General features: G+C 68.1%; 28 protein-coding genes and 1 pseudogene. 10 read left to right on the top strand and 19 right to left on the bottom strand.

From position 1 onward, the window contains the following. Positions 1 to 3 precede the first annotated feature (3 nt). Both JWQ81_RS03880 and JWQ81_RS03875 read left to right on the top strand, forming a co-directional pair. Positions 4 to 777: an SDR family oxidoreductase gene (locus JWQ81_RS03880; protein ID WP_297537507.1), complete on the top strand. Its 774-nt coding sequence runs from the start codon at positions 4 to 6 to the stop codon at positions 775 to 777. Positions 778 to 835: 58 nt separating this feature from the next. Continuing rightward, positions 836 to 1,681: an IclR family transcriptional regulator C-terminal domain-containing protein gene (locus JWQ81_RS03875; RefSeq protein WP_297537505.1), complete on the top strand. Its 846-nt coding sequence runs from the start codon at positions 836 to 838 to the stop codon at positions 1,679 to 1,681. A gap of 9 nt (positions 1,682 to 1,690) precedes the next feature. Here JWQ81_RS03875 and JWQ81_RS03870 read toward each other — a convergent pair whose 3' ends face one another. Then, the gene (locus JWQ81_RS03870) at positions 1,691 to 2,689 is read right to left on the bottom strand and encodes a proline racemase family protein (protein ID WP_297537503.1); all 999 of its coding nucleotides are present in this window, start codon (positions 2,687 to 2,689) and stop codon (positions 1,691 to 1,693) included. 194 nt (positions 2,690 to 2,883) lie between these two features. On the opposite strand from JWQ81_RS03870, the gene JWQ81_RS03865 reads away from it, so the two are divergent. Further along, a complete protein-coding gene (locus JWQ81_RS03865; RefSeq protein WP_297537501.1) occupies positions 2,884 to 3,540 on the top strand; it encodes a hypothetical protein in 657 nt (218 codons plus the stop codon). Here the strand turns inward: JWQ81_RS03865 and JWQ81_RS03860 are convergent. Both JWQ81_RS03860 and JWQ81_RS03855 read right to left on the bottom strand, forming a co-directional pair. After that, positions 3,512 to 3,925: a DoxX family protein gene (locus tag JWQ81_RS03860; protein ID WP_297537499.1), complete on the bottom strand. Its 414-nt coding sequence runs from the start codon at positions 3,923 to 3,925 to the stop codon at positions 3,512 to 3,514. The two genes, JWQ81_RS03865 and JWQ81_RS03860, sit on opposite strands and share 29 nt — an antisense overlap. Beyond that, a complete protein-coding gene (locus JWQ81_RS03855) occupies positions 3,918 to 4,649 on the bottom strand; it encodes a CDP-alcohol phosphatidyltransferase family protein (RefSeq protein ID WP_297537497.1) in 732 nt (243 codons plus the stop codon). Before JWQ81_RS03855 ends, JWQ81_RS03860 begins: the two co-directional genes overlap by 8 nt. Before the next feature lie 44 nt (positions 4,650 to 4,693). Here JWQ81_RS03855 and JWQ81_RS03850 point away from each other — a divergent pair, with 44 nt between their 5' ends. Continuing rightward, positions 4,694 to 5,671 (top strand): zinc-binding alcohol dehydrogenase, encoded by a 978-nt coding sequence (locus JWQ81_RS03850; RefSeq protein WP_297537495.1) that lies wholly within the window; start codon positions 4,694 to 4,696, stop codon positions 5,669 to 5,671. Continuing rightward, complete coding sequence (locus tag JWQ81_RS03845; protein WP_297537493.1) at positions 5,664 to 6,368, top strand: creatininase family protein; 705 nt, start codon at positions 5,664 to 5,666, stop codon at positions 6,366 to 6,368. The genes JWQ81_RS03850 and JWQ81_RS03845 overlap by 8 nt, the downstream gene beginning before the upstream one ends. On the opposite strand, the gene JWQ81_RS03840 is transcribed toward JWQ81_RS03845, so the two are convergent. The 4 genes from JWQ81_RS03840 to JWQ81_RS03825 are packed head-to-tail and all read right to left on the bottom strand — an operon-like array spanning position 6,291 to position 9,488. Beyond that, positions 6,291 to 7,280 carry a lysylphosphatidylglycerol synthase transmembrane domain-containing protein gene (locus tag JWQ81_RS03840; protein ID WP_297537491.1) on the bottom strand — a complete coding sequence of 330 codons (990 nt, stop codon included), beginning with the start codon at positions 7,278 to 7,280 and terminating at the stop codon, positions 6,291 to 6,293. The two genes, JWQ81_RS03845 and JWQ81_RS03840, sit on opposite strands and share 78 nt — an antisense overlap. After that, positions 7,280 to 8,071, bottom strand: coding sequence for a class I SAM-dependent methyltransferase (locus tag JWQ81_RS03835; RefSeq protein ID WP_297537489.1), 792 nt, complete (start codon positions 8,069 to 8,071; stop codon positions 7,280 to 7,282). The genes JWQ81_RS03840 and JWQ81_RS03835 overlap by 1 nt, the downstream gene beginning before the upstream one ends. Next, positions 8,068 to 9,117 carry a glycosyltransferase family 4 protein gene (locus tag JWQ81_RS03830; protein WP_297537488.1) on the bottom strand — a complete coding sequence of 350 codons (1,050 nt, stop codon included), beginning with the start codon at positions 9,115 to 9,117 and terminating at the stop codon, positions 8,068 to 8,070. Before JWQ81_RS03830 ends, JWQ81_RS03835 begins: the two co-directional genes overlap by 4 nt. Continuing rightward, positions 9,090 to 9,488, bottom strand: coding sequence for a 6-carboxytetrahydropterin synthase (locus JWQ81_RS03825; protein WP_297537629.1), 399 nt, complete (start codon positions 9,486 to 9,488; stop codon positions 9,090 to 9,092). Before JWQ81_RS03825 ends, JWQ81_RS03830 begins: the two co-directional genes overlap by 28 nt. A gap of 86 nt (positions 9,489 to 9,574) precedes the next feature. On the opposite strand from JWQ81_RS03825, the gene ribA reads away from it, so the two are divergent. The 3 genes from ribA (at position 9,575) to JWQ81_RS03810 (ending at position 11,841) form a co-directional block, all read left to right on the top strand. Further along, on the top strand, positions 9,575 to 10,222 hold the full coding sequence (ribA, locus tag JWQ81_RS03820) for a GTP cyclohydrolase II (RefSeq protein ID WP_297537486.1): 648 nt from the start codon (positions 9,575 to 9,577) through the stop codon (positions 10,220 to 10,222). Continuing rightward, complete coding sequence (locus tag JWQ81_RS03815; RefSeq protein ID WP_297537484.1) at positions 10,219 to 11,007, top strand: inositol monophosphatase family protein; 789 nt, start codon at positions 10,219 to 10,221, stop codon at positions 11,005 to 11,007. Before ribA ends, JWQ81_RS03815 begins: the two co-directional genes overlap by 4 nt. A gap of 315 nt (positions 11,008 to 11,322) precedes the next feature. Beyond that, positions 11,323 to 11,841, top strand: coding sequence for a hypothetical protein (locus JWQ81_RS03810; protein ID WP_297537482.1), 519 nt, complete (start codon positions 11,323 to 11,325; stop codon positions 11,839 to 11,841). Here JWQ81_RS03810 and JWQ81_RS03805 read toward each other — a convergent pair. The 8 genes from JWQ81_RS03805 to JWQ81_RS03770 all read right to left on the bottom strand — a co-directional run bounded on the left by JWQ81_RS03805 (position 11,811) and on the right by JWQ81_RS03770 (position 15,475). Beyond that, positions 11,811 to 12,209, bottom strand: coding sequence for a hypothetical protein (locus JWQ81_RS03805; protein WP_297537480.1), 399 nt, complete (start codon positions 12,207 to 12,209; stop codon positions 11,811 to 11,813). The genes JWQ81_RS03810 and JWQ81_RS03805 overlap by 31 nt on opposite strands. A 190-nt stretch (positions 12,210 to 12,399) precedes the next feature. Further along, positions 12,400 to 12,744, bottom strand: a complete 345-nt coding sequence (locus JWQ81_RS03800) for a hypothetical protein (protein WP_297537478.1) — start codon at positions 12,742 to 12,744, stop codon at positions 12,400 to 12,402. Between the two features lie 5 nt (positions 12,745 to 12,749). After that, positions 12,750 to 13,067, bottom strand: coding sequence for a hypothetical protein (locus JWQ81_RS03795; protein WP_297537476.1), 318 nt, complete (start codon positions 13,065 to 13,067; stop codon positions 12,750 to 12,752). Next, positions 13,064 to 13,330 carry a hypothetical protein gene (locus tag JWQ81_RS03790; protein ID WP_297537474.1) on the bottom strand — a complete coding sequence of 89 codons (267 nt, stop codon included), beginning with the start codon at positions 13,328 to 13,330 and terminating at the stop codon, positions 13,064 to 13,066. Before JWQ81_RS03790 ends, JWQ81_RS03795 begins: the two co-directional genes overlap by 4 nt. Positions 13,331 to 13,489: 159 nt before the next feature. Next, the gene (locus JWQ81_RS03785) at positions 13,490 to 13,894 is read right to left on the bottom strand and encodes a hypothetical protein (RefSeq protein WP_297537472.1); all 405 of its coding nucleotides are present in this window, start codon (positions 13,892 to 13,894) and stop codon (positions 13,490 to 13,492) included. Positions 13,895 to 14,114: 220 nt separating this feature from the next. After that, positions 14,115 to 14,621 carry an SAV_915 family protein gene (locus tag JWQ81_RS03780; protein WP_366942252.1) on the bottom strand — a complete coding sequence of 169 codons (507 nt, stop codon included), beginning with the start codon at positions 14,619 to 14,621 and terminating at the stop codon, positions 14,115 to 14,117. 349 nt (positions 14,622 to 14,970) lie between these two features. Further along, a complete protein-coding gene (locus tag JWQ81_RS03775) occupies positions 14,971 to 15,267 on the bottom strand; it encodes a hypothetical protein (RefSeq protein ID WP_297537468.1) in 297 nt (98 codons plus the stop codon). Positions 15,268 to 15,274: 7 nt separating this feature from the next. Further along, positions 15,275 to 15,475: a hypothetical protein gene (locus tag JWQ81_RS03770; RefSeq protein ID WP_297537466.1), complete on the bottom strand. Its 201-nt coding sequence runs from the start codon at positions 15,473 to 15,475 to the stop codon at positions 15,275 to 15,277. 371 nt (positions 15,476 to 15,846) lie between these two features. Between JWQ81_RS03770 and JWQ81_RS03765 the strand changes: the two genes are divergently transcribed. Continuing rightward, a complete protein-coding gene (locus tag JWQ81_RS03765) occupies positions 15,847 to 16,032 on the top strand; it encodes a helix-turn-helix domain-containing protein (protein WP_297537464.1) in 186 nt (61 codons plus the stop codon). Positions 16,033 to 16,038: 6 nt separating this feature from the next. After that, positions 16,039 to 16,677: a DUF2637 domain-containing protein gene (locus tag JWQ81_RS03760; RefSeq protein ID WP_297537462.1), complete on the top strand. Its 639-nt coding sequence runs from the start codon at positions 16,039 to 16,041 to the stop codon at positions 16,675 to 16,677. 46 nt (positions 16,678 to 16,723) lie between these two features. Here JWQ81_RS03760 and JWQ81_RS03755 read toward each other — a convergent pair whose 3' ends face one another. The 4 genes and pseudogenes from JWQ81_RS03755 to JWQ81_RS44780 all read right to left on the bottom strand — a co-directional run. Next, positions 16,724 to 16,921, bottom strand: coding sequence for a DUF6372 family protein (locus JWQ81_RS03755; RefSeq protein ID WP_297537460.1), 198 nt, complete (start codon positions 16,919 to 16,921; stop codon positions 16,724 to 16,726). Between the two features lie 14 nt (positions 16,922 to 16,935). After that, a complete protein-coding gene (locus JWQ81_RS03750; RefSeq protein WP_297537458.1) occupies positions 16,936 to 17,772 on the bottom strand; it encodes an NAD(P)-dependent oxidoreductase in 837 nt (278 codons plus the stop codon). Between the two features lie 26 nt (positions 17,773 to 17,798). Then, positions 17,799 to 18,086, bottom strand: a complete 288-nt coding sequence (locus JWQ81_RS03745; RefSeq protein ID WP_297537456.1) for a hypothetical protein — start codon at positions 18,084 to 18,086, stop codon at positions 17,799 to 17,801. A 55-nt stretch (positions 18,087 to 18,141) separates the two neighbouring features. Continuing rightward, a pseudogene (locus JWQ81_RS44780) lies at positions 18,142 to 18,477 on the bottom strand (ATP-binding cassette domain-containing protein); the annotation flags it as partial. Positions 18,478 to 18,525: the final 48 nt, after the last annotated feature.

Raw genomic sequence — 18,525 nt, 5'->3', positions numbered from 1 at the left:
CACATGTATCTCGATCCGAACGCCCTGGCCGGCCGCACGGTGCTGCTGACCGGCGCGTCCCGCGGCATCGGCGCGGTCACCGCGGGCGCCCTCGCGGACTCGAACGCGACTGTGCTCGCGCAGTACCGAACCGGGCGCGAAGGCGCCGAGAAGGCCGTCGCCGCGCTGCCGGAAAAGCAGAAACAGGTCCTCCAAGCCGATCTCGCCACGCCGGCCGGCGCGCGCGAACTCTGGCAGTCCGCGCTGGCCGCACACCCGGACATCGACGTGCTCGTGCTGAACGCCGCGGTCATCCCGGACACTCCCATCGACGGCCCCGACGAGGTGTGGGATGCCGGCTGGCAGGAAGCCCTGCAGGTGAACGTGATCGGGGCGGCGGCCCTCATGCGCGAGGCGGTACGCTACTTTGCCGCACGCGGGTCGGGCACCGTCATCGTGCTGTCGAGCTGGGCGGCGGAGCAGGGTTCACGAATCCCGGACCTCACGGCGTATGCGGCGTCGAAGGCCGCGCTGCGGAACCTCGCTCAGACGTTCGCACGCAACTACACGACGAAAGGGCTGCGGGTTCACGTGCTGGCCCCGGGAGTCGTCAACGCCGGCATGGCGATCGCCGGGCAGGACGAAGCATCGAAGCAGGCTGTCGCGGACGGCCTCGCGATGGGCCGGCTGGTCGAGGCCGGCGAGATCGCGACGCTGATCGCCTTCCTGGCGACCGACGCCTGTCCGAGTCTCACCGGGTCCACGCTGGACATCAACGGCGCCTCCTACATCCGATAACCGAATTGTCCAGAACCAGCCGGGTCAGCCGGTTCCCACCACCGAAGGAGGTCCCGCCGTGGTTTCCGCCCGACGGTCCGATGATCCCGAGATCAACGACGAGGTCGACGATCGGCCCACCGACGGAAGCGGTCGCTCACGAGACTTCGTCCAGTCCCTGGAACGCGGGCTGGCGATCATCCGTGTGTTCAACGCCGAGCGCCCGTCGATGACCGTCTCGGAAATCGCGCAGGTTTCCGGGTTGACCCGCGCCGCGGTGCGCCGCTTCCTGCTGACCCTGACCGAACTGGGGTACGTCGACGTCAAGAACAACCGCTTCCAGCTCACCGCGCAGACACTCGAACTCGGCTATTCATACCTTTCGGCACTGTCGTTTCCCGATATCGCACTGCCCCGCCTCGAACGGCTGGTCGTCGGGACCGCCGAGGCGAGCGAAGGATCGATCCTCGACCGCGGCGACATCGTCTACGTCGTCCGGGTTCCCGGACCCGCAATGATGACGATCTCGGTCAACGTCGGTGCCCGGCGGCCGGCCCACGCGACGGCGATGGGCCGGGCGCTGCTGGCCAACCTGCCGACCGCGGACCTCGAAAACTACCTGCGCACCCACGAACTGACGCCCGTGCTTCCCCGTACCATCACCGATCCCGACGCGTTTCGCGCCGAGCTCAAGAAGGTACGCGAGGAGGGTTACGCACTGGTCAACCAGGAACTCGAGGAGGGCCTGGTCGCGATCGCCGTGCCGGTCCGGGACCGGATGGGCCGCGCGCGGGCGGCCATCAACCTCTCGACGCACATCGGCCGGAAATCGGTCGAGGACATGCGAGCGCTGGTTCCCTTGGTGCAGGAGGCAGCCAGCGACATCGAACTGGGGTTGAGCCGTTCGACGAACTGGGCGGACTGAACCCGCCTGTCAGAGCAGGAAACCGGCCGGGAACACATCGCCGGGATCGAGGCTGTACTGAGCCGTGCCGGTCACCCAAGCACGGCCGGAGATCCTGGGCACGACAGCGGTGATCCCGCCGACGGTCGTGTCCTCCGTCAGCCGGCCGATGAACCTGCTGCCGAGGAACGACTCGTTCACGAAGTCGGTGTCGAGGGGTAGCCGGTCGCGAGCGTGCAGCTGAGCCATGCGCGCCGCCGTGCCGGTGCCGCACGGAGACCGGTCGAACCAGCCCGGACTAATCACCATCGCGTGCCGTGAGTGCCGGTCGGTCGCACCGGGGGCGATCAGGTGCGCATGCCGGAACGCTGCCGGTTCGCCCAGCGGGTGCACGGGTGGCCGCTGTTCGGTGATCGCGGCAATGATCGCCAGGCCGGCTTCGAGAATCCGGCCGCCGGCGGCACGGGTGAACGGCAGACCGAGCTGCTCAAGATCGAGGATGGCACTGTAGTTTCCGCCGTACGCCAGGTCGTAGGTCACGCTTCCGAACCCCGGCACGTCGATCTCGAGATCCTTACCCGCCAGGAAAGATGGCACTCCGGAGACCGAAACCTCGGCAACGCGCCCGTCGCGCACCTCGACCTCGGCGACGACCAGCCCGGCCGGGGTGTCGAGCCGGACGGTGGTGACCGGTTCACGCACCTCGACCATGCCCATTTCGACGAGGACCGTCGCCACCCCCATGGCGCCGTGCCCGCACACCGGCACGCTGCCTTCGACGTCCATGTAGAGGACGCCGAAATCGGCGTCCTGGCGTGTCGGCGGTTGCAGGAGCGCGCCGGACATCGCTTCGTGGCCACGGGGTTCGCACATCAGGAAGGTGCGGAGGTCGTTCATGTGCTCGAGCAGATGCAGCCGCCGCGCGGCCATCGAGTCACCGGGCAACACGCCCACCCCACCGATGACGACGCGGGTGGGCATGCCTTCGGTGTGCGAGTCGACCGCGTGGATCTGGCGTGAAGCGCGCATCACTTCTCCTGTCCTTTGTGCGCCCGAGACGTCGTCCGGTTTCCCCATGATGCTCGCAGGTCCTGCGCCGAACCGGTCGTCGGCCGGTAACGGCGTGCTATGACCAGCGCCGATGCCTTCTCGAGACGTTCGCGGCGAGTGGCCTGCCGCGCCGACAGCGAGCTGTGGCAGATCGAGCTGGTGACGCGGGGCGCGTGAGCGCTGAGCAGGGCGGCAACACGGCCGTGCTCAGGCCGGGCGATCTTGTCCTGATCGACCCGGTGCGGCCGGTCCGGTTCGTCACCACCGCGACTACGACAGTGACCATGCTGGTGCCGAAGCGTTTGCTGCGGCTCGGACCGGACGCCGCCGGTCGGCTGGCCGGGGTGCGCATCCGTGGTGATCGCGGCCCCGGCGCACTGGTGTCCTCGCTCGCGCGGGGCATGGCGCGGTCTTTGGCCGGGTTCCGCGCGGACGAGGCGGACAGGTCGGCGGCCGCGGTGATCGAGCTGATCGCGGTGGCGCTGTCGGCTCAGCTGGATGATCCTCGTTCGGTCCCCGACGAGGCGCTGCGCGCCCGGATTGTCGGCTTCATCGAGGCGAGGCTGGCTGACCGGGTTCTCACTCCGGCGAAGGTGGCCGCAGCGCACCACATGTCCGTGCGCCGCCTGCACAAGCTCTTCGAGGAGCAGACGCTGACGGTGGCGGCCCTGATCCGTCAGCGCCGTCTCGAGCGGTGCCGCGCGGATCTGACCGGGACCGACCGCACCGTAGGTGTGGGTCGTTGCCACCGCGACTCGCCGTCGAGTTGCGAAACGGACATCAGACCGCGAGTCGCGGTGCTCAGCTACTTGCCGAAACTGACGGCCTGAGGCTCTTCGCCAGCGCGATGATCGTGTCGCGCCGGAAGAACGCCACCACCAGGCAGGCCACCAGCAGCCCCGCGGGCAGTTCGGGGCCACCCTTGGCCACCAGGAACAGCTCGGTGGTAACGGCGCCCGCCATCACGCCGACGAGGCCGAGCGCGGCAAGCCCGCACAGCCGCGGGATCAGCAACCCGATCGCGCCCGCGATCTCCAGCACCCCGGTGAAGTACCGCAGCCACTGGCCGACGCCGATCTCCTCGAACTTGCCGATAACGCCGTCGCCGAACAGCAGCTGGCCGCTGTAGACGAAGTACGCCGCCAACGCGATCCGCGCGATCCACAACACGACGTTGCCGACGGTCCGCACGCTGCTGACCCGTTGTTCAGACATGGGTGATTCCTTCCATCCGAGTTACGACCCTGTTCCGCCACAACCAGCCGATGTCCCGGCCGAAAGACCACACGAGCGAAGCTAGCGCGAGTCCGACAAGGACTGCCGAGTACGGCACGAGCTTGGACGCCGCGACCACGAGGACGATGCCCTGCACCGCGGCCACGGTCTTGCGCGCGTAGCTCGGGGGCAGGTCGCCGATCAGCCATGGGAACACACGGGACGCCGCGACGAACACGTAACGCATCGCGCCGATCGCCAGCACCCATGGCCCGAAGGAGAACGCGACGTACACGCTCAGCACGAGGATGAGGAAGGCGTCGACCTCCATGTCGAACCGCGCGCCCACGGCGGACGACGTGCCGGTGCGCCGGGCGACCTGGCCGTCGACGAAGTCGAGCGCGAGCGCCACGGCGGCGAACGACACGATGACCGCCGTCGGCACGCCTTGGCCCACCCGGTCCACCACGAGGGCGGTCACGCCGCCGACCAGCACTCCCCTGGCCAACGTGACCCGGTCTGCCGGCCCGAGCGATGTCCGCGACCGCAGCAGCGCGGAGCTGAGCAGCGTCCACGTGGCGAGTGTGTACGCCGACCCCACGAGCCAGCCCAGCGGACCGAGTCCTACCGTGACGCCGAGTAGGCCGAGCAGGAGCGCTTGGGCGCCCGCCCAGGCCGCCCGCTCCTCAACGGCCGCCGCCGTGTTGTGCTGAAGTGTGATCATCGTGCCCCTCGTGCAGTGGGTCCCGCTTTCTCGGAGGTTCTTGGATGACACGTACGGCAAGAGCCCTTTGGTTCACTTCCGCCGGAAAAACTGAGATCCGGCCCGTCACGCTGACCGATCCAGGCCCCGGCGAGGTCCGGGTCCGCACACTCTGCTCCGGCATCAGCCGGGGCACGGAGGCCCTTGTCCTGCGCGGCGGGGTGCCGGAGAACCAGCACGACGTGATGCGCGCCCCCTTTCAGGAGGGTGATTTCCCGTGGCCGGTGAAGTACGGGTACCTCAACGTCGGCGTGGTTGAACAGGGCCCGGCGAACCTGCTGGGGCGCACCGTGTTCTGCCTCTATCCACATCAGACCGAGTACGTCGTGCCCGTCGGGTCGGTGACACCGGTGCCCGACGGCGTTTCCCCTGGACGAGCGATCCTGGCCGGGACAGTCGAGACAGCCGTAAACGCCCTGTGGGACGCGAAGCCGTTGATCGGTGACCGGATCGCGGTCGTCGGCGGCGGGATGATCGGGTGCAGCGTCGCCGCGGTGCTGGCGAGGTTCCCCGGCGTCCGGGTGCAGTTGGTCGACTCCGATCCGGCGCGCGCGGCCGTGGCCGAGGCGCTCGGCGTCGACTTCGCGTCACCGGCGGAGGCGCTGGAGAACCGCGACCTGGTGGTGCACGCCAGCGCCACGGAAGAGGGGCTGACGCGGTCGTTGGAGCTGCTGGCCCCGGAGGGCACCGTGGTCGAACTGAGCTGGTACGGCGACCGGCGGGTCAGCGTGCCGCTCGGCGAGTTCTTCCACTCCCGCAGGCTCACCATCCGCGGCAGCCAAGTCGGCACGGTCGCCCGGCCGAACCGCGGCTACGCCGAGCGGATGGCGGTCGCGCTCGACCTGCTCGCCGACCCGAGGTTCGACGCGCTCGTCACCGGCGCGAGCGAGTTCGACGACCTGCCCGACGTGCTGCCGAAGCTGGCCAGAGGCGAGATTCCGGCCCTGTGCCACCGCGTTGACTACCGTGCGGACCATGGCTGAGAACCTGTTCCCGCTGACCACGACCGTCGATGTGCGGGACCGCGCCGCGAAGGTGGCGGTACTGCCGGTCGGCAGTCTGGAGCAGCACGGCACCTATCTGCCGCTGGTGACCGACACGCTGATCGCCTGCACGATCGCCCAGGGGATCGCCGCCGCGCACCCGGTCCAGCTGCTGCCGCCCATCACGATCTCGTGCTCGCACGAGCACGCGGCCTGGCCGGGCACGGTGAGCATCTCCGCGCAGACGTTGCACGCGGTCGTGACGGACATCGCGGAGTCACTGGCGCGCTCCGGTGTCCCGAACCTGGTCCTCGTCAACGGTCACGGCGGGAACTACGTGCTGGGCAACGTCGTGCAGGAGTCGATGGGCCGGATGGCGCTGTTTCCCAGCCTGCAGGCCTGGGACTTCGCACGGGCGGCCGCCGGGATCGAGACCTCGGCCGACCGCGACATGCACGGCGGTGAGCTGGAGACGTCTATCCTCCTGCACGCCCACCCGGACCTGGTCAGACCCGGTTACGAAACGAGCGACCACCTGGCCGACGACCGGCCGCACCTGCTCACGCTCGGCATGGCGCGGTACACGGAATCGGGGGTGATCGGGCAGGCGTCGCTGGCGTCAGCCGACAAGGGCCGGGCCGTGCTGGCGGGGCTGGTCGAGGCGTTCGGGGAGTACCTGGAACTGTTCGACGCGTAGCGCGCGACGCCGGAAGAGGACCAGCACGCCGGGCAGTCCGGCGATCATGGCGAGCACCCCGTAGACGACCGCGGTGGTGAGCCCCTGCGTGGCGCCCAGACCCGCGGCGCCGAACGCGACAGCCAGGAACGCCTCGCGCGGGCCCCAGCCGCCGACGTTGACCGGCACAGCCATGACCAGCAGCGCGAGCACGATCAGCGGCAGCAACTGGGCGATCGTCGCGGTCGAACCCGCGACGCGGGCGGCCACGACGAACAGGGCAACGTGCCCGACGACGGTGGCCGCCGACGAGAACAGCACCTTCGGCAACGTGTGCCGGTTGAGCAGGCCGGACCGGGCATCGACCCACGTCCTGCGCAGGCCCTGCCGGATCTTCGCCGAACGCCCGGCGAGGACCACACCGCCGACGGCCGCACCCGCGAGCACGGCCACGATCATGACGACGACCATGGGCGACGGTGTCAAATCCAGTGCCAGCCCGGAAACCAGCGCGGGCTGCGTGACCAGCACCGCGACCCCGATGGCGAGCAGGACGACCTGGCCCGCGAGCCGCTCGAACACCACGGCCCGGACGCCACGGCCGAGGTCGCCGGACTGCCTGCCGTGGTCGACCGCGCGGTGCACGTCACCGAGCACCCCGGCCGGCAGGACGGAGTTGACCAGCAGGCTGCGGTAGTAGTCGGCCACGGCGGTCCGCAATGTCAGGGGCAGGCCGAGGCCGCGGGCGACGACGCACCACCGCCAGGCGCTGAACACGGTGGTCAGCAGCCCGATGCCGAGCGCGGCGAGCACGGACCACACGGAGATCGCGCGCAGCCCGGCCACGAACGCGTCGGTGCCCAGGCGCCAGCCCAGCGCCACGAGGATGCCGACCGCCAGGAACAGCCGCAGCCACGGCCAGAGTTTGCTCATCAGTCGGCCCTCGACATCGCTAGTAGGTCGGTGTGTGCGACTACGGCGTTGACGCCACCGAGGCGTCGTCGTAGGTAGGCAGGTGCCTCGGTGACCAGAGCGGGTTCCTGTTCGCAGGCCGCGTCGACCCAGCCGCGCAGCCACTCGGCAGTCAGCGCGGCCTGGTCGGCGGCCAGTCGCCACGGGCTCGACGCGGTGGTCACGGTCGCGCCCAAGCCCTCGAACGCCGCGACCGCGGCCTCGACGGCGTCGGGCCCGAGCAGCCGACGGCCGTCGACGACCCGGCGCTGGTGGGCGTTGAAGGCCGCTTCGAACTCGGCGTCGAGCGCCTCGGTCGGGTCGAGTTCGACCTTCCCGGCGACGGAGAGCGTGAACAGAGCGGGCACACCAGCCTCGACGCACGCGGCTGCCAACCTGTTCACCTCATCGGCCGTCAGCAGGTCGAGCAGAGCCGACGCGGTGACGAGCGAGGTTCCTTCGAGGTCGTGCGCCGTGAGCGCGGTGAGGTCTCCCTCGCGCGTCTCGACGGTCGTGCTCGGGCCGGTCATGGCCGCACCGGCCAGGCTGAGGAGACGGGGGTCGCGGTCGTGCAGCACCCAGTGCTGCGGACCGTCCAGCCGTCCGGTGAGCCAACGTCCCATTGATCCCGTGCCACAACCTAGGTCACGTACGACCAGGGGGGTGCGGTTCAACGTCGGCCGCAACTCCTCGACGAGACCGGCCGCTCGAGCCTCGGCGTCGGCCCTCTCGCGCAATGCCAGCCATTCCGGTGCGAACCCAGGTGTGGTCATCCGCGCAGATTAGCCAGCACCCTCGCCAAGTCCTGTGCGGCATCCTCCCAAGTCGACAGCCGGCTTCTGCGTCCGCGTGCCGATTCGCGCAGGTCACGGCGCAGGTCGGAATCGGTGAGCCAGCGGCGCAACGTGCCCGACAGCGCGCCGATGTCGGCCGGGGGCAGCAGCAGTCCGCCGTCGCCGAGCGCGTCCGGGACGGCGCTCGCCACCACCGGGATGCCACGGGACAGAGCCTCGGTGACGACCATGCCGTACGTCTCGGCGCGCGACGGCAGCACGAACAGGTCCGCGGCGGCGTACGCGCGGTCGAGCGGCTCGCCGGAGAGCGGGCCGACGAGCCGGACCCGGTCGCGGAGGCCGTGCCGTTCGATCAACCGACGGACGCGCGTCTCGTGGGCGGCGTGGCTCAGCGGGCCGACGCAGTCCAGGTGCCACGGCAGGTCAGCAACCGTCGCGAGGGCCTCGACCATCAGGTCATGGCCCTTCCGGGGCGTGACCGACGCGACGCAGAGCAGCCGTGACCTGCCGTCGGTGCCGGGTGCGAGCGGCGCGGGATCGGTGCCCGGCACGACGGTGTGCACCCGGTCGCCGGCCAGGCCGTGGCGCTGGATCAGGTGGTCGGCGGCTCGCGGGCTGGTCGCCACGACCGCGCTGACGGCCCGCAGGACCGCCCGCTCGGCGGCGTCGAGTTCGGCCGCCTCGGCTGGCGCGAGACCGGTCTCACCGGCCAGCGGCAGGTGCACGAGCACGGCCAGCCTCAGCCGGTCCGCGTGCGGCACGATCACGTCAGGCGCGCCGCACGCCACGAGCCCGTCGAGCAGCACGACCTCGCCATCGGGACACGCGGCGAGCGATCGACGCAGCTCAGCACGGGTGTCGGCGGACGGTCGCGGCCACGCGCCCGGGACGGCGACCTCGTCCAGGTCCGGCAGACACTGGCACATGCGGCGGTCGTAGACGTTGCCACCACTGGGGGTGGTCACGTCATCGATGTCGCCGGGCAGGACGAAGTGGATCACAGAGCCCGTTCGTAGCTCGCCCACGCGACGTGCGACTCCTGCAGCGAGACCTCGATCCCGGACAGTCCGCGCGCACCTTCGCCGAGCGTGCCGGCGTGCACGAGGTCCGCCAGCTGGTCGGCGATGAACTTGGCGAGGAACTCCGTCGAGGTGTTGATCCCCGCGAAAGCGGGTACGTCGTCCAGGTTGCGGTAGTTGAACTCGGCGAGAACTTTGCCGAGCTCGGCCGTGGCGAGTCCGATGTCGACGACGATGTTGTCCGAGTCGAGATCAACGCGTTTGAACCGGGCGTCCACCACGAACGTTGCTCCGTGTAGGCGTTGCGCCGGACCGAACACCTCGCCGCGGAAGCTGTGGGCGACCATCACGTGGTCGCGGACGGTGATGCTGAACAGGGTGACCTCCACGGGTCGAGCGGGCTACGGTGCAACTCCCGGCCGAGCGTAATGACGTCGGCCGGGTCGGGTGACGAGGGGACCGGATGTACGACCAAGCGTTCAACGACGAAGACGTCGCCGAGTCCGACCTGGTGACGCGCCGCGGCACATTCCGCGCCGTGGCGTTCCGGGCGGACGGGCACGAGCACCTGGCCATGGTCTTCGGGAAGACGCGGATGCGGGCGAACGTGCTCGTCCGCGTTCACTCCGAGTGCATGACCGGCGACATCTTCGGCGCGATGCGTTGCGAGTGCGGCGAGCAGCTGGACGCCGCGCTGAACATGATCGTGCGCGAAGGCAGCGGCGTCCTCGTGTACCTGCGCGGCCACGAGGGCCGTGGGATCGGGCTCGTCGAGAAGGTGCGCACGCACGTCCTGCAGGACGAGCAGGGGCTCGACACCCTCGACTCCGCGACTGCCCTGGGCCTGCCGGTCGACATCAGGGACTACACGCCCGCGGCGAGGGTGCTCAAGCACCTGCGGGTGCTGTCGGTGCGGTTGATGTCGAACAACCCGGACAAGATCAACGCGCTGGAGTCGCACGGCATCCCCGTGACGGCGCGCGTGCCGCTGCTCGTGCCCGCGAACGACCACAACATCGGGTACCTGACGGCGAAGCGCGACCGGCTGGGGCACGACCTGCCGCAGGTCGACGTGTTCACCCCCGAACTGCCGCACGCGGCGGACCGGTGACGCACGCGGATCTGCTCCCCATCGCGCGGGCGGCCACGGCGATCGGCAACCGGATCATCCGATCCCGCGCGCCGCGTTCCATCACCGAGAAGAGCGCGCGGGACCTGGTGACCGACATCGACTTCGCGGTCGAGGACGCCGTGCGCGAGTTCCTCGCGCGGGAGACCCCGCACATCGGGATCCTGGGCGAGGAGCACGGCCACACCGGGCCGACCGACTCGCTGTGGTGGGCGTTGGACCCGGTGGACGGCACCACGAACTTCGCGCGCGGCATCCCGTTGTGCGCGGTGTCGCTGGGATTGGTCGCCGGCCGTCGTCCCGTGTTGGCCGCGATCGACCTGCCGTTCCTCGGCGTGGAGTACTCGGCCGTCGAAGGCGGCGGGGCGTTCGTCGGGGAGGAGCGGATCCGGGCTTCGGCGGTGGACGACATCGCCCAGGCCGTGGTCTCGATCGGCGACTTCGCGGTGGGCGCCGACGCCGAGGCCAAGAACCGCGTGCGCATAGCGTTGTTGAGCAGGCTCGGGGCGCGGGCGCAGCGAATCCGGATGATCGGCACCGCCGCCATCGACCTGGCGTGGGTCGCGGAGGGCAAGCTCGACGCCACGATCAACTTGTCGAACCTGCCGTGGGACACGATGGCCGGCGTGCTGCTCGTGCGCGAGGCGGGCGGGGTCGTGGTCGACCTCGACGACACCGAGCACACCGCCGATTCCGCAGCCACGATCGCCGTGTGCCCAGGGCTCCGCGACGTGGTCATCGCGATTCTCCACGAGTCTCAGCGGTGACCTGCATCAGGTCGGCTGTCACCGCCGGGAACCGGGCGGGTACCTGGTCCACGGCATCGGGCCGGCCGTTTCGGACACGGACTCCTTCACCAAGGGACCGTGCAAACCACCGCCCGCGCCGAGAAACGGCGTAATCGGCCCGTCCGCGGGATTCAGATTCAGGAACACATTGGACTTCGTCGACTCAGGCGAAACCGCCACCCACCCCGAACGCGGGGACGATGCGCGCCCCGCCTCCGACAGCGCCCGACGGGCCCACGGCAGCTTCTTCCGCGACAGCCGGCCTCTGATTTGAGCCCAACTGGCCTTCCCGCGATGACCTCGAGCGACGGCTTCGCTGGGGACGTGGTTGGCTGGTTCGCAGCCGCCGACCTCGACCGGGCCGGCTGGTCGCTTGCCCGGATCGCTGCGAAGCTCGATACACGGCAGCGCGGCGGTTACTCGAGGCCGGGATCGTTATGCGAGATCCGCAAGGCCTGTTTCGCGCGATTGGCGATGCCCAAGACGAGCTCGAACTCGGTCAGCGTCTGTGCTTCGCTGCGTCGTCGACAGATGGCCTCGATCCGGCAGGTCGAGTTTCTCCCCGGAAGTGTGCTGCTGAAGTCTTCGGGAGGCGATCTTCAGGAGCCCGTCGAAGTGGGTCCGAAGCACCATGATGTGTGCGGGGTGGAAGACCCCGATGCGGTCGTCGACGCGCCGATCCCAAGTCACGTGGCCGTGAAACAGGCGATCTACCATCGGCAGCTACCGTCTCCGTCGCAGTTGGTCCAGCCCTGGTTCCCCAGACTTGTGTCCTGGTGTCGTCAGGGACGCCCGTTGCGGGCCTGGATGTGAGCTCGTTCCCGCTTGTCGATCTCGAAGGTGACGGCGGAGCCGTCAGGCCAGGTCAGTGATGTCTCCAACGCCTTGAGTTTCGGTCGCTGGCCAACCGGTGTCGCCCACAAGATTCGGATTGGCTGCTCCGTGTCGCTGCCGACGACTGCCAACCGGGAATGCGACCAGGCGATCCACAGGGTGGGACTGCCATCGCGCGCTGCGTCGGCGAGCTGGACAGCAGGCGAGCCTTGTTCGCCCTTCACCGATAGCTTCCCGTGTTTGGACAGTGGCCCAGACAGGGGTAGCTCCAGGCTCAGGACGTTGAGCGCGGCCTCAACCAGAACCAGGATCAGGAAGACAACCGCAAATACCACGACGAACACCACGATGGCGATAGTCCGCAGCACGCGGACCGCTGTGCTTGTGGTCGCGGGTTGGCCGTTCTGCTTCCGCCCCGGAACCGAGTAACTGAACCTGCGTCGACGAAAGTGGATGACCGACACCGATTCGCGCCAGTTCCGCGCTAACTCGTACCGGACTCGCTCCCGCGCCGCGTCCTTCTCCAACTCTGCCATGTCAGGTGCTGCTCAGCTCGTGCCATTCGAATGAGTCGAAGATCTCGGTAGCCAACACGCACACATGGTCCCAGTCCTGCCAGCAATTCGTCATCACCGACACCACCCCGATGGTCGTGCCGTCCGGGTCCGGCACCCACGCTGAGAACTGCCTGGTCAGAATCGGGATCTTCTCATCGTCGAAAGCCAGGAAGCTCCTCTCTTCGACCGCCACCGCGACGGCCGGCCCGATCGGAAGTTGGATTGCGACCGGCTCACTGCGTCCGTCTGCCTGATGGGTTTCCAGTAGCCCCGCGATGGCGGCGTCTTTGCCGTAGTGGTCCGACGGCATCGCGATGCCAGTCACCAAGATCATGATAGGCGAGCCGGATCATCTGGGGACTGGTAGAAGGCGATCGCGGAGTAGTCCACGCCGCCACCTCCAGCCAGGACACCCAGGTCGGCGAACGCGGCAGCGGCGGCTGCCGCGTTGTCCCCGTCCGGCGGAAGGCCGAACTGCGCAGCTACCTGGGCGTTCAGTCGCTCGGTCAGCTCGGGTGATTCCAGGTCGTCGCCGTCTGTCGGCAGCTCGATGAACCCCTCGGGCAACCCGAGGTTGAAACCGCGCCGCGCGACGGGACTCGGACCTTGTTGCTCGTCAGGTTGCTGATCGTCAGGCGGGTTGGTCATCGGGCCCACCCACCCAACGCGCTGTGGACACCGTTCATCACGGTGTTCTTGCCCTGCTCGATATAGGGCTGGGCTTCCCCCTTGCCGACGGTCACCGCAGCCTGCTTGACAGTCGCCACTGAAGTTCCCGCTATCACCGCGGCACCGCTCTGCGCCGTGTGCGCCACCTTGTCCGTCAGGCCAAGAGTCGCCAAGCTCTTACCGCCGGTCTTCCACGAGTTGACAGCCAGGTTCTCGAACACCTTTCCGTCGTGGCCGACCAAATTGGCACCCTTATTGATGACGTTGATACCTTTGTTGACCAGGTTCGCGCCGGTACCGGCGCGCGCATTGGGGAGGGAGCGCCGAGGGTAACTTTACTGAACCGCCCAATTCGGTGTTAGCGCGGCGACGAGGGCAACATCAGCCGATCGGGTCAACCGTCACCTGCTGGGCAGTTTGAGGATCGTGCGTGCGCCATTCGGTGGGTTTGCCTCGCCGGTGACGACCGCGTGCAAGATCCCGTTGTAGACCAGATCCCACAGGTCCTGGTTGCGCTGAACAGCATCGAGTTTCACGCTGACCTCGCGCCCCACGCCGTCTTTGAGCCGCAGCATGTGGTTGGTCCCGGCCGCCTTGATGTTCACCTCGGTCAGCCGGTACAGGTCCACCCAGCGCTTCCCGTTCTGCAGCCACGTCGCTCCAGCGGCGATCCACATGTTGCTGAAGATGCCGTAACCGATCCAGAACGCGAACAGCACCAGGAACCAATACCACCACCAGTGGATCATCCAACCGAAACTTCCGCTGTTGACCGTCGGCAGGCCGGCCATCAACACCGCCAGCACCCCACCCGCCCAAAAGGCGCTTTTCGGGGTTTCCTGCCGCCACTCCAGCAGGATGCCTCGCCCCTCAGGTGGAGGCGGAGCCCTCCGCGGTGAACGGTCGGTCGGCGTCGGATCACTGGCTGCGAAGTTGCGCGGGGCACGGGGTGGCCGAGGGAGGCCGGTCTCTGGATCAGGTCGTGGCGGCAGCCCGTCTGCTGCCGAGTTCGATGGCACGGTCATGTCAGAAGACACTCGAGAAGAAGTTGCCGACGGCTTTCGTCGCGTTCTCCACACCATGACCGACGTCGCTGGCGGTGTCTCCAGCCCAATGGGAGATCTCGGGCCAGTGGTTGACCACTTCCCCGACGCCGCACGCAACGCCGATACCGATGCCCACGGCGGCCAGGGTGACCGGTCCCCCGGCGACACCGATCGTCGCCGCCAGCGCCATAGCCCCTTCGGTTGCCGCGGTCCCCGCGACGAAGCCACCCATGTCCGCGCCGACATGCTGGGCGATCGCACCAGCGCTCTTGTTGTCGTCGTTCATGACGTCATACACGGTTTGACCGGTAGCGAGAAGGCCACCGACCACGGGGACCTTCACATCGAACCCGGCCAGCGGCTTGAGATTTTCCAGCTCTTCGACAGGAGCGGCGATCCACGCCTGATCTGGCCCGCAACCGGCGACGAGAAGCTCCAGCGTCGAGTAGGCCAGGGCCGCCATCCGGCCGTCTTCCATCCGGCGCAACTGGAGCTATACCTGCGTATCTCGCGGACGCGCGGCGTCGGCGGGCACAAACACCACGCCGCCTCCGACGGAGGCCTCGATCGCTTCTGTCGTCGTAGTCAACTGTTTCCCTCCCCTGAGATCCCGCACTCGCTGTGCGCGGTACCCGCCTCGAACAGACCATAATGGAGCCGGTTTCGCGCCGCAGCAATTCGATCGCGTCGGAGTCGAGATTTCCAGCCGAGCGGACGTAAATAAGTTCGGATGCCAATTCGGACACAACGACCGAAATGTTCCGAACCGCGTTTCACGAAAGCACACTCCGGGCTTGACGTACTCCCTGGTTGGGTGGCCGGAATGTACGGTTCGATCAACTGGCTGGCCCCTCGGGCTGCAACGGGACGACGATGTCGTCGTTGAGCCAGCCGACCTGCTCCAGCCACATATCCAACGCCTCCCGCCCTGGACACGCCAAGCCGCCGACCACCTCGCCCCTGGACCAGCGCGTCACCCATTCGATGATGGCCATGGTGAGGTCGAGCGCGGCCGAGCCGAAAAAGAAGCAGGCGTCCGGCCCACGAAGATGGATAACGCCACCTTCTACCGGTAGCACCTCGAGCGCATGGGCAGCCTCATCGAAGAGCTCGGCGAAGTCCGGGCGAAGCATTCACGCCTCAATACTGCGGCCGAGCTGCTGCTTCTATCCGAGAGTCGCGCATCCCTCGGAGGTCTTCGGCGACCAGTTTCATGACGGTCTCGGCACCGCCAAGTTCACCAACCATCTGGATGAAGTACGTCGCGCGGTAGCCGTACTCGGCAGCGACGGTTTGGTACCCGTCGATCAAGTCAGCGGTGACAACGACAGCCACGCTCATGAAGGGCCTGGCCCACGTCGGCGCAGGCTAACGCTCCTGACATAGCAAACAGCGGACACCGTGCCAGTTCCGTATCGCCGAAGATAACGAAACGGAACCAACTCGATGCCCGCTGTCCAAAACACCCGGTGTTCGGGTTGTGAAACGTTGTGGGCCTAACGTGGCACAACCCGAACACCCACGTACTCGCCGAAGGCCCAGAAATCGCCATCCGGCCAGATCGACCACGGCGTTCCCGACAGCTCGACGATGAGCAAATCCAGCAACTCATCGCCGGCTACCGGTGCGGCTCGACCGTGTACCAGCTAGCCGAGACGTTCGGGATTGAACGTCGCACCGTCAGCGCCATCCTCCACCGCCACCACGTAGCCATGAGACGACAGGGTCTCGCCGACGACCAGGTCGAGGACGCCGTGCGGCTCTACGACCAGGGCTGGTCGCTCGCGCGGATCGGTGAGCAGATGGACGTCACCGCGGACACGGTACGCAAACGTTTGCTCGAACGCGGAGTGATCATGCGCGACCCCCCAGGGACGCCCACGCACCGAAGCTGGTGACCCTCGATGACCAGGCTCGACCCGTCACTCCGCTTCCAGAGCGCCTGCACCCTGCTCGTCGCACTTGGCGCAGCGGACATCTCATACCGACACGGCCGCGCCTTCGCCCTCCGATTCAGCGCCGATCCCGCGACAGCAGCTCTCTGGCCGCTGATCGTCGACGGCCTGCTGATCATCGCGACCATCGAGCTCTGGAAAACACGCCAACACACCACCGGCCAATGGAAAGCCTGGCTCTCCTTCAGCCTCGGCATCGCGCTGTCACTCTGCGCCAACGTCGCCTCAGCACCCCACCTCAACCCCCTCGCCATCGCCGTAGCCGCCAACCCACCACTGGCACTATTGCTCGCCGTCGAACTCCTCAACCACGCTCTGAAACGCCAACACGACGACTCCACAACCGAGTACCAGCCCCGATCGCTCTCTACTATCCGTGACAGCACCTCTAACGACGAGCGGCAAGCATGTCTCCACTCGCTGGAACGCGAAGCCTTCCGGCTCGACGCCGAGCATCGGCTTACACACCAACGTCCCATCTCCGCCGACACGCTCCGGCGCCATCTCGGCATCGGCTCGCACCGAGCACGCACACTGACACGCCAAATCCGAGAACAACACCGCCTCACGCGACCGACGGCAGCATGATGGGACCCGTCGGAGTAGCTGATTGGGAAACCTTGAAGCCAAACTTTTACCGGCTCCCGGAGCGGGTGAGCGCAGCGGCGAACAGGCGTTCCCGCATGGCCTCGAAGCAGCTGGGGCAGGCCGGGACAGACCCGGCGCCGGGCGTGGAGCCCAGCTTGACGAACACGCCCGGTCGAGCCGTCTGCTCGCAGATCGAGAACGAGTGCCCCAGCGGGGCGCACAGGCACTGGCATTCGGTGATCATCGGTGAACTCCGTTTCACAGAAAGAGGTCCGTCTGCAACTGGTCTTCGGTGGCGTCGCCGTAGCGGTAGGCCGACAGGTCGGTGACACCCGCGACACGCAGCACTTCGTCGTCGATCAGGCACTCGCCGGACGGTCCACCCGGTGCCCGGCCGAGGACGAGATGCGCGGCGTCGGCCATGATCTCCGGCCGGCGGGCGACGCGCATTCCGTCGTCCCCGCCGACAAGGTTCTGCACGGCCGCAGTCGCGATCAAAGTGCGCGGCCACAGGCAGTTCGCGACGAGGCCTTCGCTCCGGTACTGCTCGGCGACGCCGAGGGTGAGCATGGTCATCGCGTACTTGCTCACCGTGTAGGGCGCATGGTCCTTCAGCCACCTCGGGTCGAGGTTAAGCGGCGGGGAGAGCGTGAGCACCTGGGCGTTCGAGGACTCGAGGAGGTGCGGCAGGGCGGTGGAGACCAGCACGAACGTGCCGCGCGCGTTGACGTCGAGCATGAGGTCGTAGCGCTTGGCCGACAGCTTGCCGAACCCGGTCAGCGCGATGGCGGAGGCGTTATTGACCACGATGTCGATGCCGCCGAACTGGCCCACCGTGCGGCGGACCGCTTCGGCGACCGCGGTTTCGTCGCGGACGTCTCCAACAATCGGCAGCGCCTTGCCGCCGGCGGCTTCGATCCCGGCGGCCGCGGTGTGGATCGTGCCGGGGAGGCGGGGATCGGGCTCGTCGGTCTTCGCGATGAACGCGACGTTCGCGCCGTCCTGGGCAGCACGCAGGGCGATCGCGAGGCCGATCCCCCGGCTGCCGCCGGACATCAGGATCGTTCGCCCGGCCAGGGGGCGGTTCTCGGTCATGGTGTTCCTCTCGGTGGTGCGGGTTTTCAGTGCGACAGGGCGTGGGTGGTGATCAGGACGTAGACGAGCGCGAGAAACCCGATCACGGCGATCACGATCTTCAGGTCGAAGGAGAAATAGCGCTGTTCACGCTCGCGGGAGACCGGTCCGAGATACTCGGCATCGCGGTAGACCCGGAGGAGGTCGTCGAGGCTGCCGGTGTCGGCGAGGAGCTCCTCCATCGGTCCCGTCACGGCGATTCTGCCGTGGGCGCGCACGGCCAGCTGGTCCCCCACAGCACGGGCGATCGCCGGGTCGCGTGTGGTGATGAGCATCGTCGATGAGGACGAAGCCCGCATCGGACACCAACGCGCGGGCCAGGCCAAGGCGGCGACGTTCATGAGCGCTCAACCGCTCGGGCAGGGCGGTCGTCCGGCTGCCCAGCCCCAACGTCGCCAAGGTCGCCGCGGCGCGCTGTTCGCCGCCGCCGAGAAGCGCGCACCGGGCGTTCTCCCACACGGTGTCGCTGGAGAAGAGCGAGCCGTCGACGTCCACCAGCATGTCGGCGCGGAGCCGGGCCAGCTGGTCGGGCCGCAGGTCGAAGAGGTCGTCGCCGTCGATCAGGACCCGGCCTTTGGTCGGCGGGGTGAGCCCGGCCAGATGGCGGACCAGGGTGGTCATGCCCGCCCCGGACTGTCCGATGAGGACTGTGGTGCGAGCGGGCATCAGCGTGAGGTCCAGCCGGTGCAGCACCTCGTCGCCGCCGCGAACGGA

Origin of the sequence: Amycolatopsis sp. (assembly GCF_025464955.1) — a bacterium.
Taxonomy (GTDB): domain Bacteria; phylum Actinomycetota; class Actinomycetes; order Mycobacteriales; family Pseudonocardiaceae; genus Amycolatopsis.
The sequence above is the reverse complement of the archived record's forward strand: the minus strand, read 5'-3'. Positions and strand labels throughout refer to the sequence as shown.

What these genes read in the sequence shown, in the direction of transcription:
- JWQ81_RS03755 (WP_297537460.1), bottom strand. Translation starts at nt 16,921, where the DNA reads ATGATCACCGAATGCCAGTGCCTGTGCGCCCCGCTGGGGCACTCGTTC.
- JWQ81_RS03835 (WP_297537489.1), bottom strand. Translation starts at nt 8,071, where the DNA reads ATGACCACACCTGGGTTCGCACCGGAATGGCTGGCATTGCGCGAGAGG.
- JWQ81_RS03840 (WP_297537491.1), bottom strand. Translation starts at nt 7,280, where the DNA reads ATGAGCAAACTCTGGCCGTGGCTGCGGCTGTTCCTGGCGGTCGGCATC.
- JWQ81_RS03745 (WP_297537456.1), bottom strand. Translation starts at nt 18,086, where the DNA reads ATGCTCATCACCACACGCGACCCGGCGATCGCCCGTGCTGTGGGGGAC.
- JWQ81_RS03765 (WP_297537464.1), top strand. Translation starts at nt 15,847, where the DNA reads ATGAGACGACAGGGTCTCGCCGACGACCAGGTCGAGGACGCCGTGCGG.
- JWQ81_RS03770 (WP_297537466.1), bottom strand. Translation starts at nt 15,475, where the DNA reads ATGAGCGTGGCTGTCGTTGTCACCGCTGACTTGATCGACGGGTACCAA.
- JWQ81_RS03850 (WP_297537495.1), top strand. Translation starts at nt 4,694, where the DNA reads ATGACACGTACGGCAAGAGCCCTTTGGTTCACTTCCGCCGGAAAAACT.
- JWQ81_RS03810 (WP_297537482.1), top strand. Translation starts at nt 11,323, where the DNA reads ATGACCTCGAGCGACGGCTTCGCTGGGGACGTGGTTGGCTGGTTCGCA.
- JWQ81_RS03795 (WP_297537476.1), bottom strand. Translation starts at nt 13,067, where the DNA reads ATGACCAACCCGCCTGACGATCAGCAACCTGACGAGCAACAAGGTCCG.
- JWQ81_RS03760 (WP_297537462.1), top strand. Translation starts at nt 16,039, where the DNA reads ATGACCAGGCTCGACCCGTCACTCCGCTTCCAGAGCGCCTGCACCCTG.
- JWQ81_RS03775 (WP_297537468.1), bottom strand. Translation starts at nt 15,267, where the DNA reads ATGCTTCGCCCGGACTTCGCCGAGCTCTTCGATGAGGCTGCCCATGCG.
- JWQ81_RS03855 (WP_297537497.1), bottom strand. Translation starts at nt 4,649, where the DNA reads ATGATCACACTTCAGCACAACACGGCGGCGGCCGTTGAGGAGCGGGCG.
- ribA (WP_297537486.1), top strand. Translation starts at nt 9,575, where the DNA reads ATGTACGACCAAGCGTTCAACGACGAAGACGTCGCCGAGTCCGACCTG.
- JWQ81_RS03845 (WP_297537493.1), top strand. Translation starts at nt 5,664, where the DNA reads ATGGCTGAGAACCTGTTCCCGCTGACCACGACCGTCGATGTGCGGGAC.
- JWQ81_RS03750 (WP_297537458.1), bottom strand. Translation starts at nt 17,772, where the DNA reads ATGACCGAGAACCGCCCCCTGGCCGGGCGAACGATCCTGATGTCCGGC.
- JWQ81_RS03870 (WP_297537503.1), bottom strand. Translation starts at nt 2,689, where the DNA reads ATGCGCGCTTCACGCCAGATCCACGCGGTCGACTCGCACACCGAAGGC.
- JWQ81_RS03880 (WP_297537507.1), top strand. Translation starts at nt 4, where the DNA reads ATGTATCTCGATCCGAACGCCCTGGCCGGCCGCACGGTGCTGCTGACC.
- JWQ81_RS03860 (WP_297537499.1), bottom strand. Translation starts at nt 3,925, where the DNA reads ATGTCTGAACAACGGGTCAGCAGCGTGCGGACCGTCGGCAACGTCGTG.